The organism is Bacillus sp. FJAT-26390, assembly GCF_001682865.1.
GTDB lineage: Bacteria > Bacillota > Bacilli > Paenibacillales > Paenibacillaceae > Pristimantibacillus.
Genome location: NZ_MAQX01000001.1, coordinates 86,623 through 104,017 on the forward strand (window position 1 = coordinate 86,623; position 17,395 = coordinate 104,017).

14 protein-coding genes and 1 riboswitch are annotated in these 17,395 nt (G+C 49.4%); all 14 genes read left to right on the forward strand.

Annotated elements, in window-relative coordinates; genetic code table 11:
* The first annotated feature begins 53 nt into the window (after positions 1–53).
* The 14 genes from A7975_RS00440 (at position 54) to A7975_RS00505 (ending at position 17,393) form a co-directional block, all read left to right on the forward strand.
* On the forward strand, positions 54–1,064 hold the full coding sequence (locus tag A7975_RS00440; protein ID WP_065384763.1) for a LacI family DNA-binding transcriptional regulator: 1,011 nt from the start codon (positions 54–56) through the stop codon (positions 1,062–1,064).
* Positions 1,065–1,087: 23 nt separating this feature from the next.
* A complete protein-coding gene (locus A7975_RS00445; protein ID WP_065383814.1) occupies positions 1,088–1,615 on the forward strand; it encodes an HAD family hydrolase in 528 nt (175 codons plus the stop codon).
* A 216-nt stretch (positions 1,616–1,831) separates the two neighbouring features.
* Complete coding sequence (locus A7975_RS00450; RefSeq protein ID WP_369688896.1) at positions 1,832–2,980, forward strand: GntR family transcriptional regulator; 1,149 nt, start codon at positions 1,832–1,834, stop codon at positions 2,978–2,980.
* Positions 2,981–3,140: 160 nt separating this feature from the next.
* Positions 3,141–4,637: a Vps62-related protein gene (locus A7975_RS00455; RefSeq protein WP_065383815.1), complete on the forward strand. Its 1,497-nt coding sequence runs from the start codon at positions 3,141–3,143 to the stop codon at positions 4,635–4,637.
* A 351-nt stretch (positions 4,638–4,988) separates the two neighbouring features.
* The gene (locus tag A7975_RS00460) at positions 4,989–6,956 is read left to right on the forward strand and encodes an ABC transporter substrate-binding protein (protein WP_255314129.1); all 1,968 of its coding nucleotides are present in this window, start codon (positions 4,989–4,991) and stop codon (positions 6,954–6,956) included.
* A gap of 9 nt (positions 6,957–6,965) precedes the next feature.
* On the forward strand, positions 6,966–8,048 hold the full coding sequence (locus tag A7975_RS00465) for an ABC transporter permease (protein ID WP_231637494.1): 1,083 nt from the start codon (positions 6,966–6,968) through the stop codon (positions 8,046–8,048).
* 4 nt (positions 8,049–8,052) lie between these two features.
* Positions 8,053–9,198 (forward strand): ABC transporter permease, encoded by a 1,146-nt coding sequence (locus A7975_RS00470; RefSeq protein ID WP_053375254.1) that lies wholly within the window; start codon positions 8,053–8,055, stop codon positions 9,196–9,198.
* A gap of 32 nt (positions 9,199–9,230) precedes the next feature.
* The gene (locus tag A7975_RS00475) at positions 9,231–10,274 is read left to right on the forward strand and encodes an ABC transporter ATP-binding protein (protein WP_053375255.1); all 1,044 of its coding nucleotides are present in this window, start codon (positions 9,231–9,233) and stop codon (positions 10,272–10,274) included.
* Complete coding sequence (locus A7975_RS00480; protein ID WP_065383816.1) at positions 10,271–11,308, forward strand: ABC transporter ATP-binding protein; 1,038 nt, start codon at positions 10,271–10,273, stop codon at positions 11,306–11,308. Before A7975_RS00475 ends, A7975_RS00480 begins: the two co-directional genes overlap by 4 nt.
* A 57-nt stretch (positions 11,309–11,365) precedes the next feature.
* A complete protein-coding gene (locus tag A7975_RS00485; RefSeq protein ID WP_053375257.1) occupies positions 11,366–12,397 on the forward strand; it encodes a LacI family DNA-binding transcriptional regulator in 1,032 nt (343 codons plus the stop codon).
* 34 nt (positions 12,398–12,431) lie between these two features.
* Positions 12,432–12,944 carry an MgtC/SapB family protein gene (locus A7975_RS00490; protein ID WP_053375258.1) on the forward strand — a complete coding sequence of 171 codons (513 nt, stop codon included), beginning with the start codon at positions 12,432–12,434 and terminating at the stop codon, positions 12,942–12,944.
* A gap of 43 nt (positions 12,945–12,987) precedes the next feature.
* A riboswitch (purine riboswitch) is annotated at positions 12,988–13,088 on the forward strand.
* Positions 13,089–13,161: 73 nt separating this feature from the next.
* A complete protein-coding gene (ade, locus tag A7975_RS00495; protein ID WP_065384766.1) occupies positions 13,162–14,904 on the forward strand; it encodes an adenine deaminase in 1,743 nt (580 codons plus the stop codon).
* A gap of 160 nt (positions 14,905–15,064) precedes the next feature.
* The gene (locus A7975_RS00500; protein WP_483295884.1) at positions 15,065–16,453 is read left to right on the forward strand and encodes an MATE family efflux transporter; all 1,389 of its coding nucleotides are present in this window, start codon (positions 15,065–15,067) and stop codon (positions 16,451–16,453) included.
* A gap of 148 nt (positions 16,454–16,601) precedes the next feature.
* Positions 16,602–17,393, forward strand: coding sequence for a phosphotransferase family protein (locus A7975_RS00505; protein WP_065383818.1), 792 nt, complete (start codon positions 16,602–16,604; stop codon positions 17,391–17,393).
* Positions 17,394–17,395: the final 2 nt, after the last annotated feature.

Genomic DNA, 17,395 nt, shown 5'->3' on the forward strand with positions numbered 1-17,395 from the left:
GGGTAAGGAGGCTTATTGCCTGTCCTTAACATCCGACGATAATGAGGTTGGGCATGAAAGCGACCACGATATATGATGTTGCCAAGGAGGCGGGCGTCTCCATCGCGACCGTCTCCAATGCGATAAACGGCAAAGGAAAAGTAAGCAGCAAAAAGCGCGATGAAATTTTCAAGGTAATGGAGCGGCTCCAGTACCAGCCGAGCGTGATCGCATCGGCTTTGATGGGCAAAAAAACGTACACAATCGGATTGCTAATTCCCGATGTATCCAACCCCTTTTTCTCCGAGATTGCCCGTTCTGTGGAGGATTTGGCGCATTCCGAAGGGTATAGCGTCATCGTCTGCAGTACGGACAACAAGGATGACAGGGTAGAGAAATATATTCGGCTGCTGGAGCAAAAAAGCGTAGACGGCATTTTGATCGGGACCGGCGTGGAAAATGCTGATATTTTGAAGCAGCTGGCGGAAAAATCGCTGCCGATCGTCATGATTGCAAGGGAAGCCGTCGCAATGCCGGTTCACAGCGTGCTGACGGACGACTTTAAGGGCGGATCGATTGCCGCCGAGCATTTGCTTGGCTGCGGCCACCGCAGCATGGCGGTGTTGTCTGAAAACTTCAAAGTAACCAGCAGCTTCGAGCGGGTACGAGGCTTTAGATTTGCGTTGTTCGAGGCGGGAATTGCCTTAGACGATGCCAGCATTATTTCATGCAATTCCAGCATAAAGGATGGCAAACGGGCGGCAGCGGCACTAATCCGCGGGGAAAACCGTCCGTCGGCGATATTTTGCTGCAACGATTTGCTTGCGATCGGTGCATTGCAAGCCGCCAAGGAAGCAGGAGTTCGGGTACCGGAGCAGCTGTCGATTATCGGCTTTGACGATACGATTCTGTCTACCGTGACGAATCCGGCGCTTACGACGATCGCCCAGCCGATGGACCAGATGGTCAAGCTGGCATTCGACTTGCTGATCCGCAGCGTGGAGAACACGGATGAAATCAAGCAAAGGATCGTCATGCAGCCGGAGCTGATCGTCAGGGAATCAACAGGCTCTCCGGCAAATTAATATGGGGGAAGGTTGTTTGACTAATGGAGAAAAGATTAATCGTATTTTTGGACAGCGGCGACACGATCATCGATGAATCAACGGAAGTAAGGGACGATGAGGGAATCGTCGTGCACGCAGAGCTCATTCCGGGCGCAGATGTCATGGTCAAAACATTGTTCGACAAAGGCTATACGCTTGCGCTGGTCGCTGACGGCGACGCGCAATCGTTCAAAAACGTATTCAAGCAGCACGGGCTTTACGATTATTTTACGACCATGACCTACTCCGAAACCGTGAAAGCAAGCAAACCGAATCCCCGTATGTTCAAAGCGGCCGTAGGCGCTTTGGACCTGTCCGAGGCTGATTTCCCGCGCATCGTTATGATCGGCAACAATTTGAGCCGCGATATGAAGGGCGCCAACGCGCTCGGCATCACGAGCATTTTTCAAAGCTGGACGCCGCGCTACCCGCACACGCCTGCAGACGAGTCGGAGCGTCCGACCTATACGGTGGGCGAACCGCTTGAGCTTGTGGAATTGATCGATCGGCTGAACGCCGAGCTTTCCTAATACGCGCAATAAAACAATCGGACTTATCCTTATAAAATGAAGAAAACCCTTCAGGCTGCCTGAGGGGCTTTTCTTATACTTACTTCCATGGGAACTTCATCTGATATGAAGTTCCTTTTTTTGGATGGCAAGCAGAACGGATTTTGAAAAAAGCAGCCAGAAAAGTATTGCAGATAGCATGTCGCTTTATGTTGAAACATGGGAGGCGATGATCGAATGAGGCTGCAGGAGGAAGAAGCAGAGAAAAAGCCTTTGCTTTACAGGCAAATGGTCGATAAGGTGCTGGAGCTGATCCGATACCGAAAGCTGCGGCCGCATGATCCGGTGCCGTCGGAAGGGGAGCTAGCGAAGCTGTTCGCGGTGAGCCGGATGACGGCCAAGCTTGCTCTTGATATTTTGGTCCAGCAGGGCGTCGTTTACAGGCTGGCACGAAGGGGGACGTTCTTAGCGGCCGGTTATGCGCATGGAACCGATGAGGAGGAGCGGCCGCGTATGCCAGCGCATGCCGAGAAACCGGCAAAAAGAAAAATTGCGATGGTATTTCCGAATATGGATGATTATACGGCCCGGATTATCGCTTCGGCGGAGCAGGAAGCCCGCAAGTTGAATTGCCAGCTGCTCATTCGGATTTCACTCGACAAGGACGATGAGAGCGTATGCTTGCAGGAGCTGTACGAGGATCGGGTGGACGGCGTTATTTTGTATCCTCGGGGCCGCAGCACCTGCAGTGAGAAGGTGCTGGAGCTGAATCAGCTCCGTTATCCTTTGGTTATCATTGACCGCATCTTCCGCGAGGTTCAAATCGATTGCGTCTATCACGATCATTATCAGGGCGCATACAATCTAGCGCAATACTTAATAGGCAGGGGGCATAAGGAAATTGGGTATATTTCGATGCCGTTTGACGGCGTGACGAGCCGGGAAGACCGGTATGAAGGTTATTTACGGGCTATGTCGGATCACAAGCTTGCGGCAAACGAAGGCTATGCCTTTTTGCATAGCTCGGAGGATTATATGGGCCGGCTAAATGCGGTAAACCCGCAGCTGGAAGCTTTTATAGGCAATAACCCCTTACTTACGGCAGTCGTATGCGCGGACGATTATTTGGCCACCTCATGCCTGTACACGGCGCTGCATATGCGAATACCGGTCCCTGGGCAGCTGTCGATTATCGGCTTCTCCGATATTCAATTATCGGGTTTGCTCCCCATTCCGCTCACAACCGCTAGGCAGACGACCGAGCAGATCGGACAAGCCGCAGTCAATCTCCTGTACAAGCGGATGGACAAATCGAGAGAAGGGGCCGTCACGGTTAAAGTGAAGACGTTGATCATTGAACGAAGCTCCGTCAAAACAATTGGTTGAATATGTCAATGACATAACCTAAGATTTGTTTTGTGCAGCCGGCAGCATTTTTTGGGCGAAAGGAGTGATTATTTTGAAAACGCTAACATGACGCAGGGCCAACGTTTTGCACGGATGCTGTTAAAAAGTGAACGCAAAAAACGAAATGAGGAGCTCGATTATGAAAATATTCAAGTTGATTGCATTAGTTTCACTACTGGCCTTAACTGCACCTGCATTTACTTTCATGAAGACGGAGCCTGTGAACGCGGCGGGACAGGCGCCTGTAACGGCTTATCGAGACGGCAATTTTACGGGCGTGACCCAAGATTTCGAAGCCGGCCTCTTCAACGTGGCTCAGCTAAGCACCGTCGGCAATGACAAAATTTCCTCGATAAAAATCGCGCCGGGCTACCGGGTAACGCTGTATAAGGACTCCAATTTCTCAGGCTCCTATAAAGTGCTTTATGCGGACACCGCATGGGTGGATGATCTCAACGATGAAACATCAAGTATGAAGGTCGAATGGATCGGGGCGGTCCGCATGCCGGTAACGGCGTACTCGAATTCGCCTTACGGCGGTTTAGAGCAAGCCTTCGGAGTGGGCGATCATGATTGGGCGGAGCTTCAAGGCGGAGTAGGCAACGATTCGATCTCCTCCATTCGGATTGCTCCGGGCTACAAGGTTACGCTGTATCAGAATGCGAATTTCTCCGGCGGCACCAAAGTATTGACGGCGGATGCGATCTACGTCGGCGACTTTAACGATGATGTATCGAGCCTGAAAGTGGAAGCGATCTCACCGCTGGATGCAACAAGCGTTGCCGTCCCCAACAACGCCTATAGCGATGCTTCTAAGCGCCAATTGCTCGAAACGTTCGCTCCGAGAATTTGGATGGCGCAGGGCGAAGCCTATTTCCCGTCATCCGTTGAATTTACATTCCCGCATGTAGACCGCTACTTGAATTCCAGCTCCGGCAAATATGAGATCAAGACGAAGACGACGCTGGATCCGTACACGCTCAAGCTTCCTTATTTCTCGGGAGATTTGGCTAACGCGCCGATCTACGCTTTCTGGGTAGAGAAGGATTACAACAACGTGGACATGGTGTTCTTCCAGTTCAGTCCTTATGATCTCGGAAAAACGGTATTCGGCAACGAGGTAGGCGACCATGTCGGCGACTGGGAACGGATTACGGTTCGTTTCGCCAAATTTGTCGACAACAACACGAACTACCTGAAGCCGGTTCAAGTATTTTATGGGGCACATTCTTTCGGAACGGCTTACAGCTGGGATGAGGTGACGAAAGTGAATCAGACCCATCCGGTCGGCTATACGGCGTTTGGCTCGCACGGCATGTGGAAAGACCCGGGCACTCATGTGTATCAGGAGCTGGTCGTCACTCAGTTGACGGACGTTACGAACCAAGGAACGGCATGGGATACATGGAACAATGTTCAAGCATTCCAATATTACCCGCATTTGTCGACAGGCAATGGGCTTGGAAATCCTTGGCCGACATGGCTGGACAAAGATTATACGAATCCAAATAGCAATGCGGTATACCGCTTCGGAAACCCTGCACAAGGCTCATATTTCGGTCAGCCGCTGCTGGCAGGAGGACCTACGGGTCCCCAAGAGAAAGGCGCTTTAACGAATGATGTTGTTCTTGATTAGCGTTTAGCAAAGCTTGCCCTTCATCATGCATACGAAGCTGCTGGATCCTCTGCTGCCTCGGTAGGGCAGCAGACAGTCAGCTGCGGAGAGCCGGCGAAATAAAAAAATTTACAAAATCTTAACATTACCTCTTGCTTACATAAATTATCCAATGTATTATACAAATAAAGCGTTTTCATTAAGCGCTTACATTTTTACGGCTATATTAAACCGGTTTAACCAACACGAAACGAAAAACCTTACATAACAAGGATTCAGCGAATCCCCTTTTTAAACCGGTTTAACTCATGCACTAGAGACAGAGGCTTTGCAAGATTCAAAAATGACTAATCAATTTATGGAGGGGTTAATTTGAAGCGAAGCAAGATGATGTTGGTATTACTCGTTATGATCGCCATTATTGCCGCAGGATGCACAAACAACAATTCAGGTCCGAAAGCAACGAACGAAACGAAGGAAAAGCCGACGGAAACGGTAGTTCCGGTAGACAATGCGCAGGCAGGAGCTAAAGAAGCCCCAGCACTCGCCGCACTCGTGAAAGACGGCAAATTGCCGAAATTGGAAGAACGTATGCCGGTAGCCGCTGACATTAAGATCGAAGAGGTCGTGGATGAAATCGGCCAATACGGCGGCGAATGGAAAATGCCTTGGAACGGCCCCTCCGACAAATGGGGCATAGGTCAACCGACGGAGGAAGCACTCTTCCGTTTCAACAAAGAGGGCAATAAAGTGGAGCCAAACGTAGCCAAAGGTTATGAAGTGAACGCAGACTCGACCGTATTCACAATTCACCTAAGGGAAGGCATGAAATGGTCGGACGGCGTGCCATTCACAACGGAGGACGTTATCTTCTATTGGGAGCACATGCTGAAGAAAGAAACGTTCGGCAAAAAAGTTTATGACGCTTATTACTCGGTCGATCCGGTAACTGGCGACAGAGCATTGGCCGAAGTAAAAAAGGTTGATGACTACACCTTCACCGTTACGCACAAATATCCAAGCGTACAGTTCCTAGAGCGTGTGGCCATCGATAATAAATGGTTTTTCGCGCCTAAGCATTTCCACGAAACGATTCTTCCCGAGCTCGTAGGCGATGCAAAAACGCTGGAAATTACGAAAGCTTGGGGCTACGAGGATCCGAAAGTATTCCTGGTCGAAACAGGCTACTATGATTGGCTGCACAAGGAAATACCGACGCTCAGAGCATGGATGCCAACAACCGATCCGAACAGCGATCAGTTCGTCATGGAGCGCAACCCTTACTTCTGGAAGACGGATGCCGATGGCAAGCAGCTTCCTTACATCGACCGCATCGTAGCGACGAAAATTCAAGATCCAAGCCAAAAAGTGCTCGGCACGTTGGCAGGCGACTATAATCTGGTTGTCTTTGGCGCCAATGACTTCACTGTTTTGAAGGAAAACGAGAAAAAAGGCGACTACCGCATTATTCCTTGGACGCAGCCAGCTTGGAGCAGCGCAGGCATTCAATTGAACCAAACGACGCCGGATCCGAACCTGCGGAAGCTGTTCCAGGATATCCGCTTCAGAGAAGCGTTGTCCATTGGCGTTAACCGCGTTGAAATCTCCGAGATCGTAACCAATGGATTGGGCGAGCCTATTCAAGCGTCCGTACCGGAAGGCGTAATGGGCTATCAAGAAGGCTGGAAAGATCAATGGACCGAATTTAATCAGGAGCGTGCGAATCAAATTTTGGATGAGCTTGGCCTGACGAAACGCGACAAGGACAACTTCCGCATGAATGCGGATGGCTCTGAACTAACGTTGACGATCATTGAATCAAGCACAGATACCGCTGCATTTTTGGAGCTATTGAAAAAGTACTTTGAAGACATGGGCTTGAAAACGAATTTGAAGGTCGTAGACGGCGGTACGCATTTCGATATGAAATACGCGAACCAAATTCCGATAACGACAGAAAATATTTCGGTGGCGAACGTGGCATTCCGTCCGGATGCGCTTGTACCTCTTCGTGTCATTACACCATGGTTCGGCCATTACGGACTGTATACTCAATCGGGCGGCAAAGAAGGCGTGAAGCCGGAAGGCGACGTAGCCTTGATTCTTGAGTATTGGGATAAAATCAAAGCGAGCAAAACACAAGAGGAAATCGAGAAATACAGCAATGAAATCATCAAGCTGCACATGAAAAACCAATGGGTTATCGGCTATGCCGGCCCTACGCCAATGCTGATTACCGCATCAAACAACATCCACAACATTCCTAGCGACATGATTTGGGCAGATGAGTATCGTTCTTTGGGTCAAGGTCATCCATCGCAATTTTTCATTAAACAATAAGTTGCAGCCATGACGGCGGCAATGGCGGAGAAGCTGCTTCTCTGCCCTTGCCGCACTAAGATTCAGCTTGTAGCGGAGAGGAACGGATATGAGATGCTTCAATATATAATAAGGCGAATTCTGTTGGTCATACCCGTTGTTATGTTTATTTCCTTTGTCGTATTTTACATCATTCAGCTTCCGCCCGGCGATTATGTTTCCAGTTATTCCGCAAAAATGTCGGCTGCCGGCGACGTGATGACGCAGGCGGAAATGGATGAAATGAGATCGAATTTAGGTTTGGACCGTCCGGTGTACGAACAGTATTTTGTATGGGTGAAAAAAATCGTACTGCACGGAGACTTCGGCTTCTCGTTTAACTACAATAAGCCGGTGCTGGCAGTCGTGAAGCAATACATGGGTCTAACGTTAGTCGTTTCAATGGTAACGATGGTTTTTCATTACGTGGTCGCGATTCCAATCGGGATTTATACGGCGGTCAAGCAATATACGGCAGGGGATTATTTTTTCTCCGGCATCAGCTTTATCGGAATGGCAACGCCTAACTTCCTGTTAGCCATCATTTTAATGTTTTTATCCTACACCTGGTTTGGAGACCCGCTGCTTGGCCTATTCTCCAATGAGTACGTGAACGCGCCGTGGTCGATGGACAAGGCGATTGATTTGATGAAGCATTTGGTCATTCCTGTCATCGTAATCGGCCTTGCGAGCACTGCCGACCTGATCCGGGTCATGAGGGGCCAAATGCTGGATGAACTGAACAAGCCGAACGTGGTGACAGCCAGAGCGAAAGGGATGTCCGAAACCCGGATTTTGCTCAAGTACCCGACGCGCGCCGCATTGAACCCGATTGTCAGTACGTTCGGCTGGTCGTTGTCCTCGATCTTTACAGGCTCAACCATTACGGCAATCGTGCTGAACCTGCCGATTCAAGGACCGGTCATGTACAACGCTTTGCTCGGTCAGGATATGTATCTTGCAGGCTCTTGGCTGCTGTTCATGGCGCTGCTTACCGTACTCGGAACGTTAATCTCGGATATTTTACTCGCTTGGCTGGATCCAAAAATTCGTACAGAATTCAGGGGAAATTAATACGATGAGAACAATACCTGCATTCAGAAGACAAAAGTCGGAAACCATTCGTCCCGTTAAAACCAAAGATACGAATTACAGCTCGCAGTGGCTGCTCATGTATCTCAGATTCAAAAAGCATAAATTGGCGCGAATCAGCTTATTTATATTAGCCTTTCTTTATACGATAGCGCTGTTTGCGCAGTTCATCGCCCCTTACGGGCTGCAAAGCTACGACAGCAAATATGTGAACGTGCCTCCAATGGGCTTTAGATTCGTTGATGCGGACGGCAAGTTTCATATTAAGCCATTCGTCTATGAGTTGAAATCGACGCGCGACCCGGAAACGATGCGGAAAGTATTCGTACCGGATACGGAAAAGCGGCATTCGCTGCAGTTTTTCGTCAAGGGTGAGGAATATAAGTTTCTTGGCTTGATCAAGACATCAACCCATTTGCTTGGCGTGAAGGAGCCGGGGCGCGTATTCCTGCTAGGGACGGACGGCATGGGAAGGGATTTATTTTCCCGCATTATATTAGGCAGCCAAATCTCGCTTAGCATCCCGCTCGTCGGCGTAGGCATCAGCTTGGTAATCGGCTTGATCATCGGAGGCATTTCCGGCTATTTCGGCGGTTGGCTTGATTCGCTTATCCAGCGGATTATCGAAATTATCCGCTCCTTTCCGACGCTTCCGCTATGGATGGCTTTATCTGCCGCCATACCGCCGCGAATACCCGTCGTAACGATGTATTTGTATATCGTCATCATCTTCGCCTTTATCGGCTGGACCGATCTGGCAAGGGTAGTCAGGGGCAAATTCATCTCGCTTAAAAATGAAGACTATGTTGTCGCGGCAAAAATTGCAGGCGTCGGCAGTACAAAAATTATCATTAAGCATTTGCTGCCCGGCTTTATCAGCTATCTCGTAGTGGCGACGACGCTTGCCATTCCCGGCATGATCCTTGCCGAGACGGCAATGAGCTTCCTTGGACTCGGTATCCGCTCTCCGGCAACGAGCTGGGGCGTACTGCTGCAGGAAGCCCAGAAGATCGAAAATGTCGCATTGTACCCATGGAAGCTGTTCCCGCTGGGAATCGTCATTTTAACGGTACTAACCTACAATTTCCTTGGCGACGGATTGCGCGATGCCGCCGATCCCTACAAGAAATAATCGATTAAATAAATGGCAAGCGAGGGGATAGCATGACGGCTCAAGCTGCTCAGACCGAGCAACCTTTATTGTCCGTACAAAACCTTAATATTCAGATTAAGATGGACAATGGGATCATGAACGCGGTAGACGGGGTCGACTTCGAGATTCATAAAGGAAAAACGTTAGGCTTGGTAGGAGAATCGGGCTGCGGCAAAAGCCTTACGAGCCGGGCGATTATAAGCATCAATCCGAAAGAATGCGAAACGACCGGGAACATCGTATATCACTCCGAGTCGGAAGCTTCGCTCAATCGGTTGAATCTGCTGTCGCTTAATCCAAACGGCAAGCAAATCCGTTCGATTCGCGGACGGAAAATCGCAATGATCTTCCAAGAGCCGATGACCGCGTTCTCGCCGATGTACACAATCGGGAACCAACTGATGGAAGCGATCCGAATCCATCGCACGAAAAACAAAAAAGAAGCGAAAAAAATTGCACTGGAAATGCTCGCGAAAGTCGGCATTTCCGATCAGGAGAAGCGCTTCGATCAATATCCGCATGAGTTTTCCGGCGGGATGCGGCAGCGGGCGATGATCTCGATGGCCTTATCCTGCAATCCTGAAATTCTGATTGCCGACGAGCCGACGACTGCGCTTGACGTAACCATCCAGGCGCAAGTGCTGGAGCTGATGAAGAAGCTGCAGTCCGAGTTTGGCATGGCGATTCTGCTCGTCACGCATGATTTGGGCATCATCGCTCAAATGTGCGACGAGGTTGCCGTCATGTATTTGGGCAAAATCGTTGAGCAGGCGCCTGTAAAGGAGATTTTCGCGAATCCGAAGCATCCGTATACAAAGGGGCTGCTGAAATCGATGCCGCGACTCGGCGGCGACAAGACGAAGCGGCTGGATTCCATCGAGGGCTCGGTTCCGATTCCGATCAACATGCCGCCGATGTGCGGATTTTATGACCGCTGCAAGGATCGAATTGAAGGCGTTTGCAATATGAATGCTGTACCGAAGACACGGATTTCGGACCAGCATTCCGTCAGGTGCTTCCTGTACTCGGACCAGCGTGAAGGAGAATCGCAATGACCAAGCCTAAGCCTATTCTGGATATCGTCGATATGAACAAGGATTTCCAAGTGAAATCCAAAACAACGTTATTTCGAAAGCCTGCGCCTGTGCGGGTGCTTAATCATATCTCCTTTGAGCTCGTAGAGGGAGAGACGCTCAGCATCGTCGGCGAATCCGGCTGTGGAAAGACGACGCTCGGCCGCTGCATCGTGAGGGGGATGGAAGCCTCCTCCGGCCAAGTCATCTATCATACCGAAGACGGGCAGCAAATCGATTTTTTGAAGTTGAAGGGAAAAGGCTCCAAAACATACAGAAGAGAAATTCAAATGATTTTCCAAGATCCGTATTCCTCGCTAAGCCCGCGAATGAGCGTCTTTGACATCATTTCCGAGCCGCTTATCGCCAACTTTAAGCTAAGCAAAGCGGAGGTTGAAGAGAAGGTTACGCAAATTGCAGAGAAAACGGGCTTGAACGTGAGCTACTTAAGACGTTATCCGCATGCGTTCTCCGGCGGGCAAAGGCAGCGGATTGCTATCGCCAGGGCGCTTATAACCCAGCCGAGACTTATCGTATGCGATGAGGCGGTATCCGCTCTCGACGTATCGATTCAGGCGCAAATCATTAATCTGCTCAAGGATTTGCAGGAGCAATTCCGCATTACGTACATTTTTATTTCGCATGATCTATCCATCGTGCAGAACATATCGGACCGGGTAGCGGTTATGCATTTAGGCAGAATCGTGGAGCTGGCTACGAGCGAGTCGCTGTTCGGCCAGCCGAAGCATCCTTATACGGAAGCGCTGATGTCCGCCGTGCCCCAGCCCGATCCGGAGATGAAGAAGGACCGGATTATATTGGAGGGCGAGGTTCCGAATCCGGCTAATCCGCCTAGCGGCTGCCATTTTCATCCAAGATGCGCATATCGCACTGAAAAATGCGTGAAAGAAGTTCCCGAGCTGCGCGAAGTAGGCTATAATCATTTCACAGCCTGTCATTACGCGGAGGAATTAAAGCTGAAAGGCGTTCACAACGAGCTCGCAAACGAAGCTTGATGCTATCGGCCTAAGGGGACCAGGTTTAGCATGCTGTGAGAGGATGTTTATGCAAAGATGGCAAAAATCGATGATGTCGCTCGTCTTGCGGGCGTCTCAAAAGGTACGGTTTCCAATGTATTCAGCCAGAAAAGGCCCACCAGCAAAACCGTAACTGAAAAGGTGCTGCGGGTATCCCGGGAATTGAATTACGTTCCGAACCATATTGCACGCAGCTTGGTCACCAAAAAAACGATGGCGATCGGGCTTACGATACCGCATGGGAACTTCTTTTTCAGCGCATTTCATAATCAATTTATTAATGGCGTTGTGCTGGAGGCTTCCATCTACGGCTATCGCGTGCTGCTGGACACGATTCCCGTCGAAGAGGTCAAAACCCCGTCGCTGGCTAGCTATCCAATCGATGGCGCCATCGTCCTCGGCCCGACGGAGGAGGATAAGCGGATCAATCTGCTGCATCAAAATCAGGTTCCGTTCGTCACCGTTGGCAAAATTATGAATGAAGGCTTGTCTGACGCGACAACGGTAAATAACGATAACATCCAGATTATCCTGGATATTTGCAGCTACCTGATCGGGTTTGGGCATCGCAATATCATGTTCCTAAACGCCGGGAGGCATATGACGGTATCCATCGAAAGAACGAAAGCTTTCGTGCAAGCGCTTCAGGAGCATCAGATCGAGCTTCAGCCGCATATGGTACATTATAAACCGGGCATTCACTCCGAGAAGTATATGACGTATGGCTACGACGAGACCATTCGCATTTTGGGAGAGCGCAAAGAGACGGTAACCGCCATCATAGCTGACGATGACCGAACGGCTTTCAGCGCGATGAATGCCATTAATGAGCTAGGCCTCAGTGTGCCGGAAAATATTTCATTATTCGTGATTTGCGGCGATTTGTCGATGATGCATCAAGTAACGCCATCCCTCACGGGCATGGACCTGCAGCCTTCGGAGCTAGGGGCGCAAGCAGTCAAGCAGCTTATGCATAAGCTCGGCGTGCTTGAAGGCGATTACCCGGACAACTGTATTGTAAGCAGTAAAATTATTGAACGAAGCTCTTGTTCGCCGGTCATCGGTTGAAACGAGAGTGTACCTAAGTAAATGAGGCGGTAGGATGACACATTTTATTTCATTTATCGGAGATTTTTTCACCCAGTTTGAAATGTATTTTCGAATTTTTATTAGCGCGTTCCTAGGGCTGTTGATCGGATTCGATCGAACGCACAAGAACAAACCCGCGGGCGTGAAGACGTACACGTTCGTGACGGTCGCATCCGCGCTTATCACAATCGTGTCGATTGAAAGCGTGGCGAGATACGGCCATATGAATGAACGGACGATGATGGACCCTATGCGCTTGACCGCTCAAATTGTATCCGGTCTCGGTTTTCTCGGGGCGGGACTCATTATGAAAACCGGTTTCGAGGTGAAGGGGCTGACGTCTGCAGCGATGATTTTATTCGCCGGGGGAGTCGGGATTGGCATCGGGGCAGGCTTCTATGGCATCGTCATATTCACGATCGTTACCGCCTTTTTCTTTATCCGGGTTGGCGGCTGGATCGAGAAGAAGGAGCATGACAGGCTTCATGCCAAGGATGCCAAAGACGATATCGACTTGTCAGCATGAGGAGGATCTCTGCCTCGTTTGACATCTACGGATGAACCTATTATGATAAGTACCAACTTCATAAAGTATAACCTCAATAATATGGTTTGAGGGTCTCTACCAGGAATCCGTAAAATCCTGATTACTTAAAAAGTGCATGCCGCGCTTTTTTTGTAATCGGGATTTTTTTGCGTTGGCATGGATGTTAAATGTAAAAGGAGGAAGGGCGAAAATGGAAATGGGAAATGATAACAAGTCGCTAATAAGAAGGATCAAGGCAGCGGCAAAGCAAATGCCGGCAGACCTAGTCGTGAAAAATGCGAGAATCGTCAATGTGTTTACAGGTGAGATTATGGATGGTGATGTGGCGATTGCCGATGGGATCATTGTCGGGATCGGCTCTTATGAAGGGAAGGAAACGATCGATGCGGGAGGCCGATATATGGCGCCTGGCCTTATCGACGGACATGTGCATATCGAGAGCAGCATGCTGGTTCCCCGCGAGTTTGCAAAAGTGCTGCTTCAGCACGGAGTTACTGCCGTCGTGACCGATCCGCATGAAATTGCAAACGTGGCGGGCACGGAAGGACTGGATTATATGCTCAGAAGCGCCGAGGAGCTCCCGCTCGATATTTTCGTCAATCTTCCATCCTGCGTACCGGTGACGTCCTTCGAGAATAGCGGGGCAAGACTGGAAGCAGAGCATCTGCTTCCCTATTATTCGCATCCTAACGTGCTGGGGCTTGCGGAAGTGATGGATTATCCCTCCGTATTCCATGCGGAAGCGCCCATGGTGAATAAGCTGGCTGACGCTCAAAACTTCCATATAGACGGACATGCGGCGGGGGTCGAACGGGAGGGTCTGAACGTCTACATGGCCGCCGGCATTCGTACGGATCACGAATGCGTGAATGAGCAGGAAGCCAAAGACCGTCTGGATTTGGGTATGTATTTGATGATTCGGGAAGGGACGGTCGCCAAAAACCTGGATGCGCTGCTGCCTGTCGTTACGCCAAAAAACGCAAAAAGATGCCTATTTGTGACCGATGACAAATTGTTGGACGATTTGATCGAGGAAGGAAGCGTCGACCATATCGTAAGGCGAGCCGTGGAGAAAGGACTTGACCCAATCACCGCGATCCAGATGGCAACGATCAATACGGCGGAATGCTTTGGTCTTAAGAACCGAGGAGCACTAGCTCCGGGTTACGCAGCCGACTTTGTATTGCTGGACGACTTGGAAAGCTTCGCGATTCACGAGGTTTACAAAAAAGGCGTATGCATCGTAAAGCAGGGCGTGCTGCAGGAGCGTTATTTTTCAAACGAAGGCGAAGCAGCCGATGGTCTGCCGACTTCCTTGACGAAGATAAATGTGAAGGACGCGGCTTTGACGTCGTTTGCGCTTCCGTTAAGTAACGATCAATGCCGCATGATTGAAATTATTCCGAATCAGCTTGTTACAAACGGCATCATCGAAGAGGTTACGGTGAAGGAAGGTGAGTTTTGCCCCTCGACGGATAAGGATCAATTGAAGCTGGCGGTTGTCGAACGGCATCACGCGACTGGGAATGTAGGGTTAGGCATTGTGAAGGGCTTAAAGCTGAAGAAAGGGGCAATCGCCACCACCGTCTCCCATGATTCGCATAATATTGTGATCGCGGGCACGTCCGATGAGGATATGCGGATTGCGCTGCAGCATCTGGTTCAGCATCAAGGAGGCATGGTCGTCGTTTCGGAACAAAAGGTGCTGGCCGCCTTGCCGCTGCCGATCGCGGGTTTAATGTCGGATCGGAGCTACGGCGAGGTTTATGACAATCTCAAAAGCTTGGACGCGGCTTTAGCTCAAATCGGAGCGCCGGACCATTTTGATCCGTTTTTAACTTTATCGTTTTTGACGCTGCCGGTCATTCCCCATCTCAAACTCACGGACGCCGGTCTGTTCGCGTTTGATTCGTTCTCGCATATTTCGGTGCAAGCTTGATTGACAGAATCCGGTTCCAGTGATAATGTCCAATTAAGCGCTTTCGCAGATTTAAGCCTAACGATGATTCGGGAAAGTTTGATCTTTAACAGAGAAAGCTAGTGTAAAAGCTCTTCGCAAGAAGGGTTTTTTCCATTTCAATGAAAAGAATGTGATGGTATTGAGGCAGTCTCGAATACGAACAAAAACGCAGTTTTACCTGGACAAATATTTTTCCGGGGAATCAATGGACTACCGGCAAATACTTGCCCTGTTCTTCCCGATCCTGATCGACCAGGCTTTCATTGTCGGGCTTAATCTGGTCAATACGGCGATGATCAGCTCCTCGGGTGTGGGGGCGGTCAGTGCGGTAAACATGGTTGATTCCTTAAATATTTTTCTGATCAACGTGTTTGTCGCCGTTGCTACGGGGGGAACAGTAGTCGTTGCGCAATACAAAGGAAACGGGAACAACCAGATGGTGTCCCGCGCTACGGCCGGCAGCATTACTTCCGTGTCGATGATTGCCCTCGGCATCGGACTGCTGATTATAGCGTTCCACAATCCGTTGCTTCAGCTGTTGTTCGGCTCCGCCACGCCGGAGGTGATGGCTAGCGCCAGAACTTATTTGATCGGCAGCAGCATCTCTTTCCTCGGCATTGCGATCGTCCAAGCGGTTTGCGGTGCGCTGAGGGGTATCGGAAAGAGCAGAGCATCGCTGTTTCTATCGCTAATCATGAATGTTTTGTACGTACTTCTGAATATCTTGTTCATCAACTACCTGCACATGGGTGTGCTGGGAATGACGATTGCGATTAATATCGCCCGGTTTGCGGGAGCAGCCTGCGCGCTGTACTACCTGTTCAAAATGGATGCGACGCTGCATATCCGCATCCGTGATCTGTTCCATATTCCTATTTCCATGCTAAAGAAAATTTTGTTCATCGGGCTGCCATTTGCGGCGGAGCAGATGTTTTTCAACGGGGGCAAGCTGTTAACGCAAGTGTTTATCGTCAGCATGGGCACGTACGCGATCGCAACCAACGCGATCGCATCTTCGCTCGCCGGTGTGTTTCAAATTCCTGCAGCTGCCTTATCCATAATGGTGGTTACGGTAGTCGGCCAATGCATCGGACGTGGAAATGTCGCGGATGCGCGGAAGTTCATGAAATCATTTCTTTGGCTCGGCGCCTTGTTTTTGACTGCTATCGGTTTAATTCTGATGCCGTTTTTCAGCTTGCTGGTTGGTTTATTCTCCCCGCCGGCCGAAATTATCGACGATATATTTTGGGTGCTCTTAATGACCGTTATTGTACAGATTCCGCTCTGGTCGATCAGTTTTATTTTGCCTTCTGCGCTTAGGGCTGCGGGGGATGCCCGCTTTACGTCGATTTCCTCGATGCTCAGCATGTGGCTGTTCCGGGTCATCCTCGGTTATGTCCTTGGCGTTACGCTGGGCATGGGCATATTCGGCGTATGGCTAGCTATGAACTGTGAATGGGGCGTGCGCGGCGCAGTATTCCTGTGGCGCTTCAGAGGGGACAAATGGTATAAGCATAAGCTGATTTAAGCGCTGCTGCAATTATCTCTTGATTTACTTGTGAGCCTGTTTATCTGGCTTCGTTGGAGCTGCCTTTTTTGGGTGGCTCTTTTTTTGTTATACATAAGAAGGAGCAAGACGATATCATAATAAGGCGAAAATAGAGAGGTGTTTCTCTTTGACTCCAATAAACGTACATGAAGTGCCACATGAACTGATTGATTTTTTAGGTACGATTAAAGAAATCAAATTCCCAAGGCAGGGTCATACGTCAGATGTAGCCATAATAGATAGCACACGAGGCTGCTATGTTGTCAAAAGAACAAAAGGCGAGCAATATTGTTCCTGGTTATCCAAAGAGGTGTATGTTTTGAATCGTTTGCAGAACACCATGTTACCTATTCCTAAGGTTTATCAGTTAGTGGAGCAACAAAAGGAGAATCAGTCTTGGGCGTTGCTGTCTTTTTTTGAAGGGGAAACGTTAAGGCAAGCCTTATTGAATGAGAAAAATAGCGATAAGAAACATGAGATGATCCATCATTTTGGTGCCGCCTTATCACAAATTCACTCCACTCCATGTCCCCAAGAATTAATAGGAGAATCCATTTGGTTGGATGAAATGTTGCGACATGCGGAATTTAACCTTAAACATTACTCGGTCGATGGAACGGGGGAATTGCTAGAATCATTGATGAGCAACAAACCTCAAGAAATAAAAAATACGTTAATTCATGGTGATTTCACAATCGATAATGTGTTAGTTTGTGATGGGAAAATAACAAGTATCATTGATTGGAGTGGCGGTGCATTTGGCGATCCGAGATACGATGTTTCTTTAGCCATTCGCCCGAAGCCCAGCGCCTTTGAAATCGAAGCGGAGGTGGATGCTTTTTTTGAAGGATACGGAAATCGGATGATAACGGAGAATGAATTTACATACTTTGAAAATGGGCTTTACTCGTTTTTTTAAAC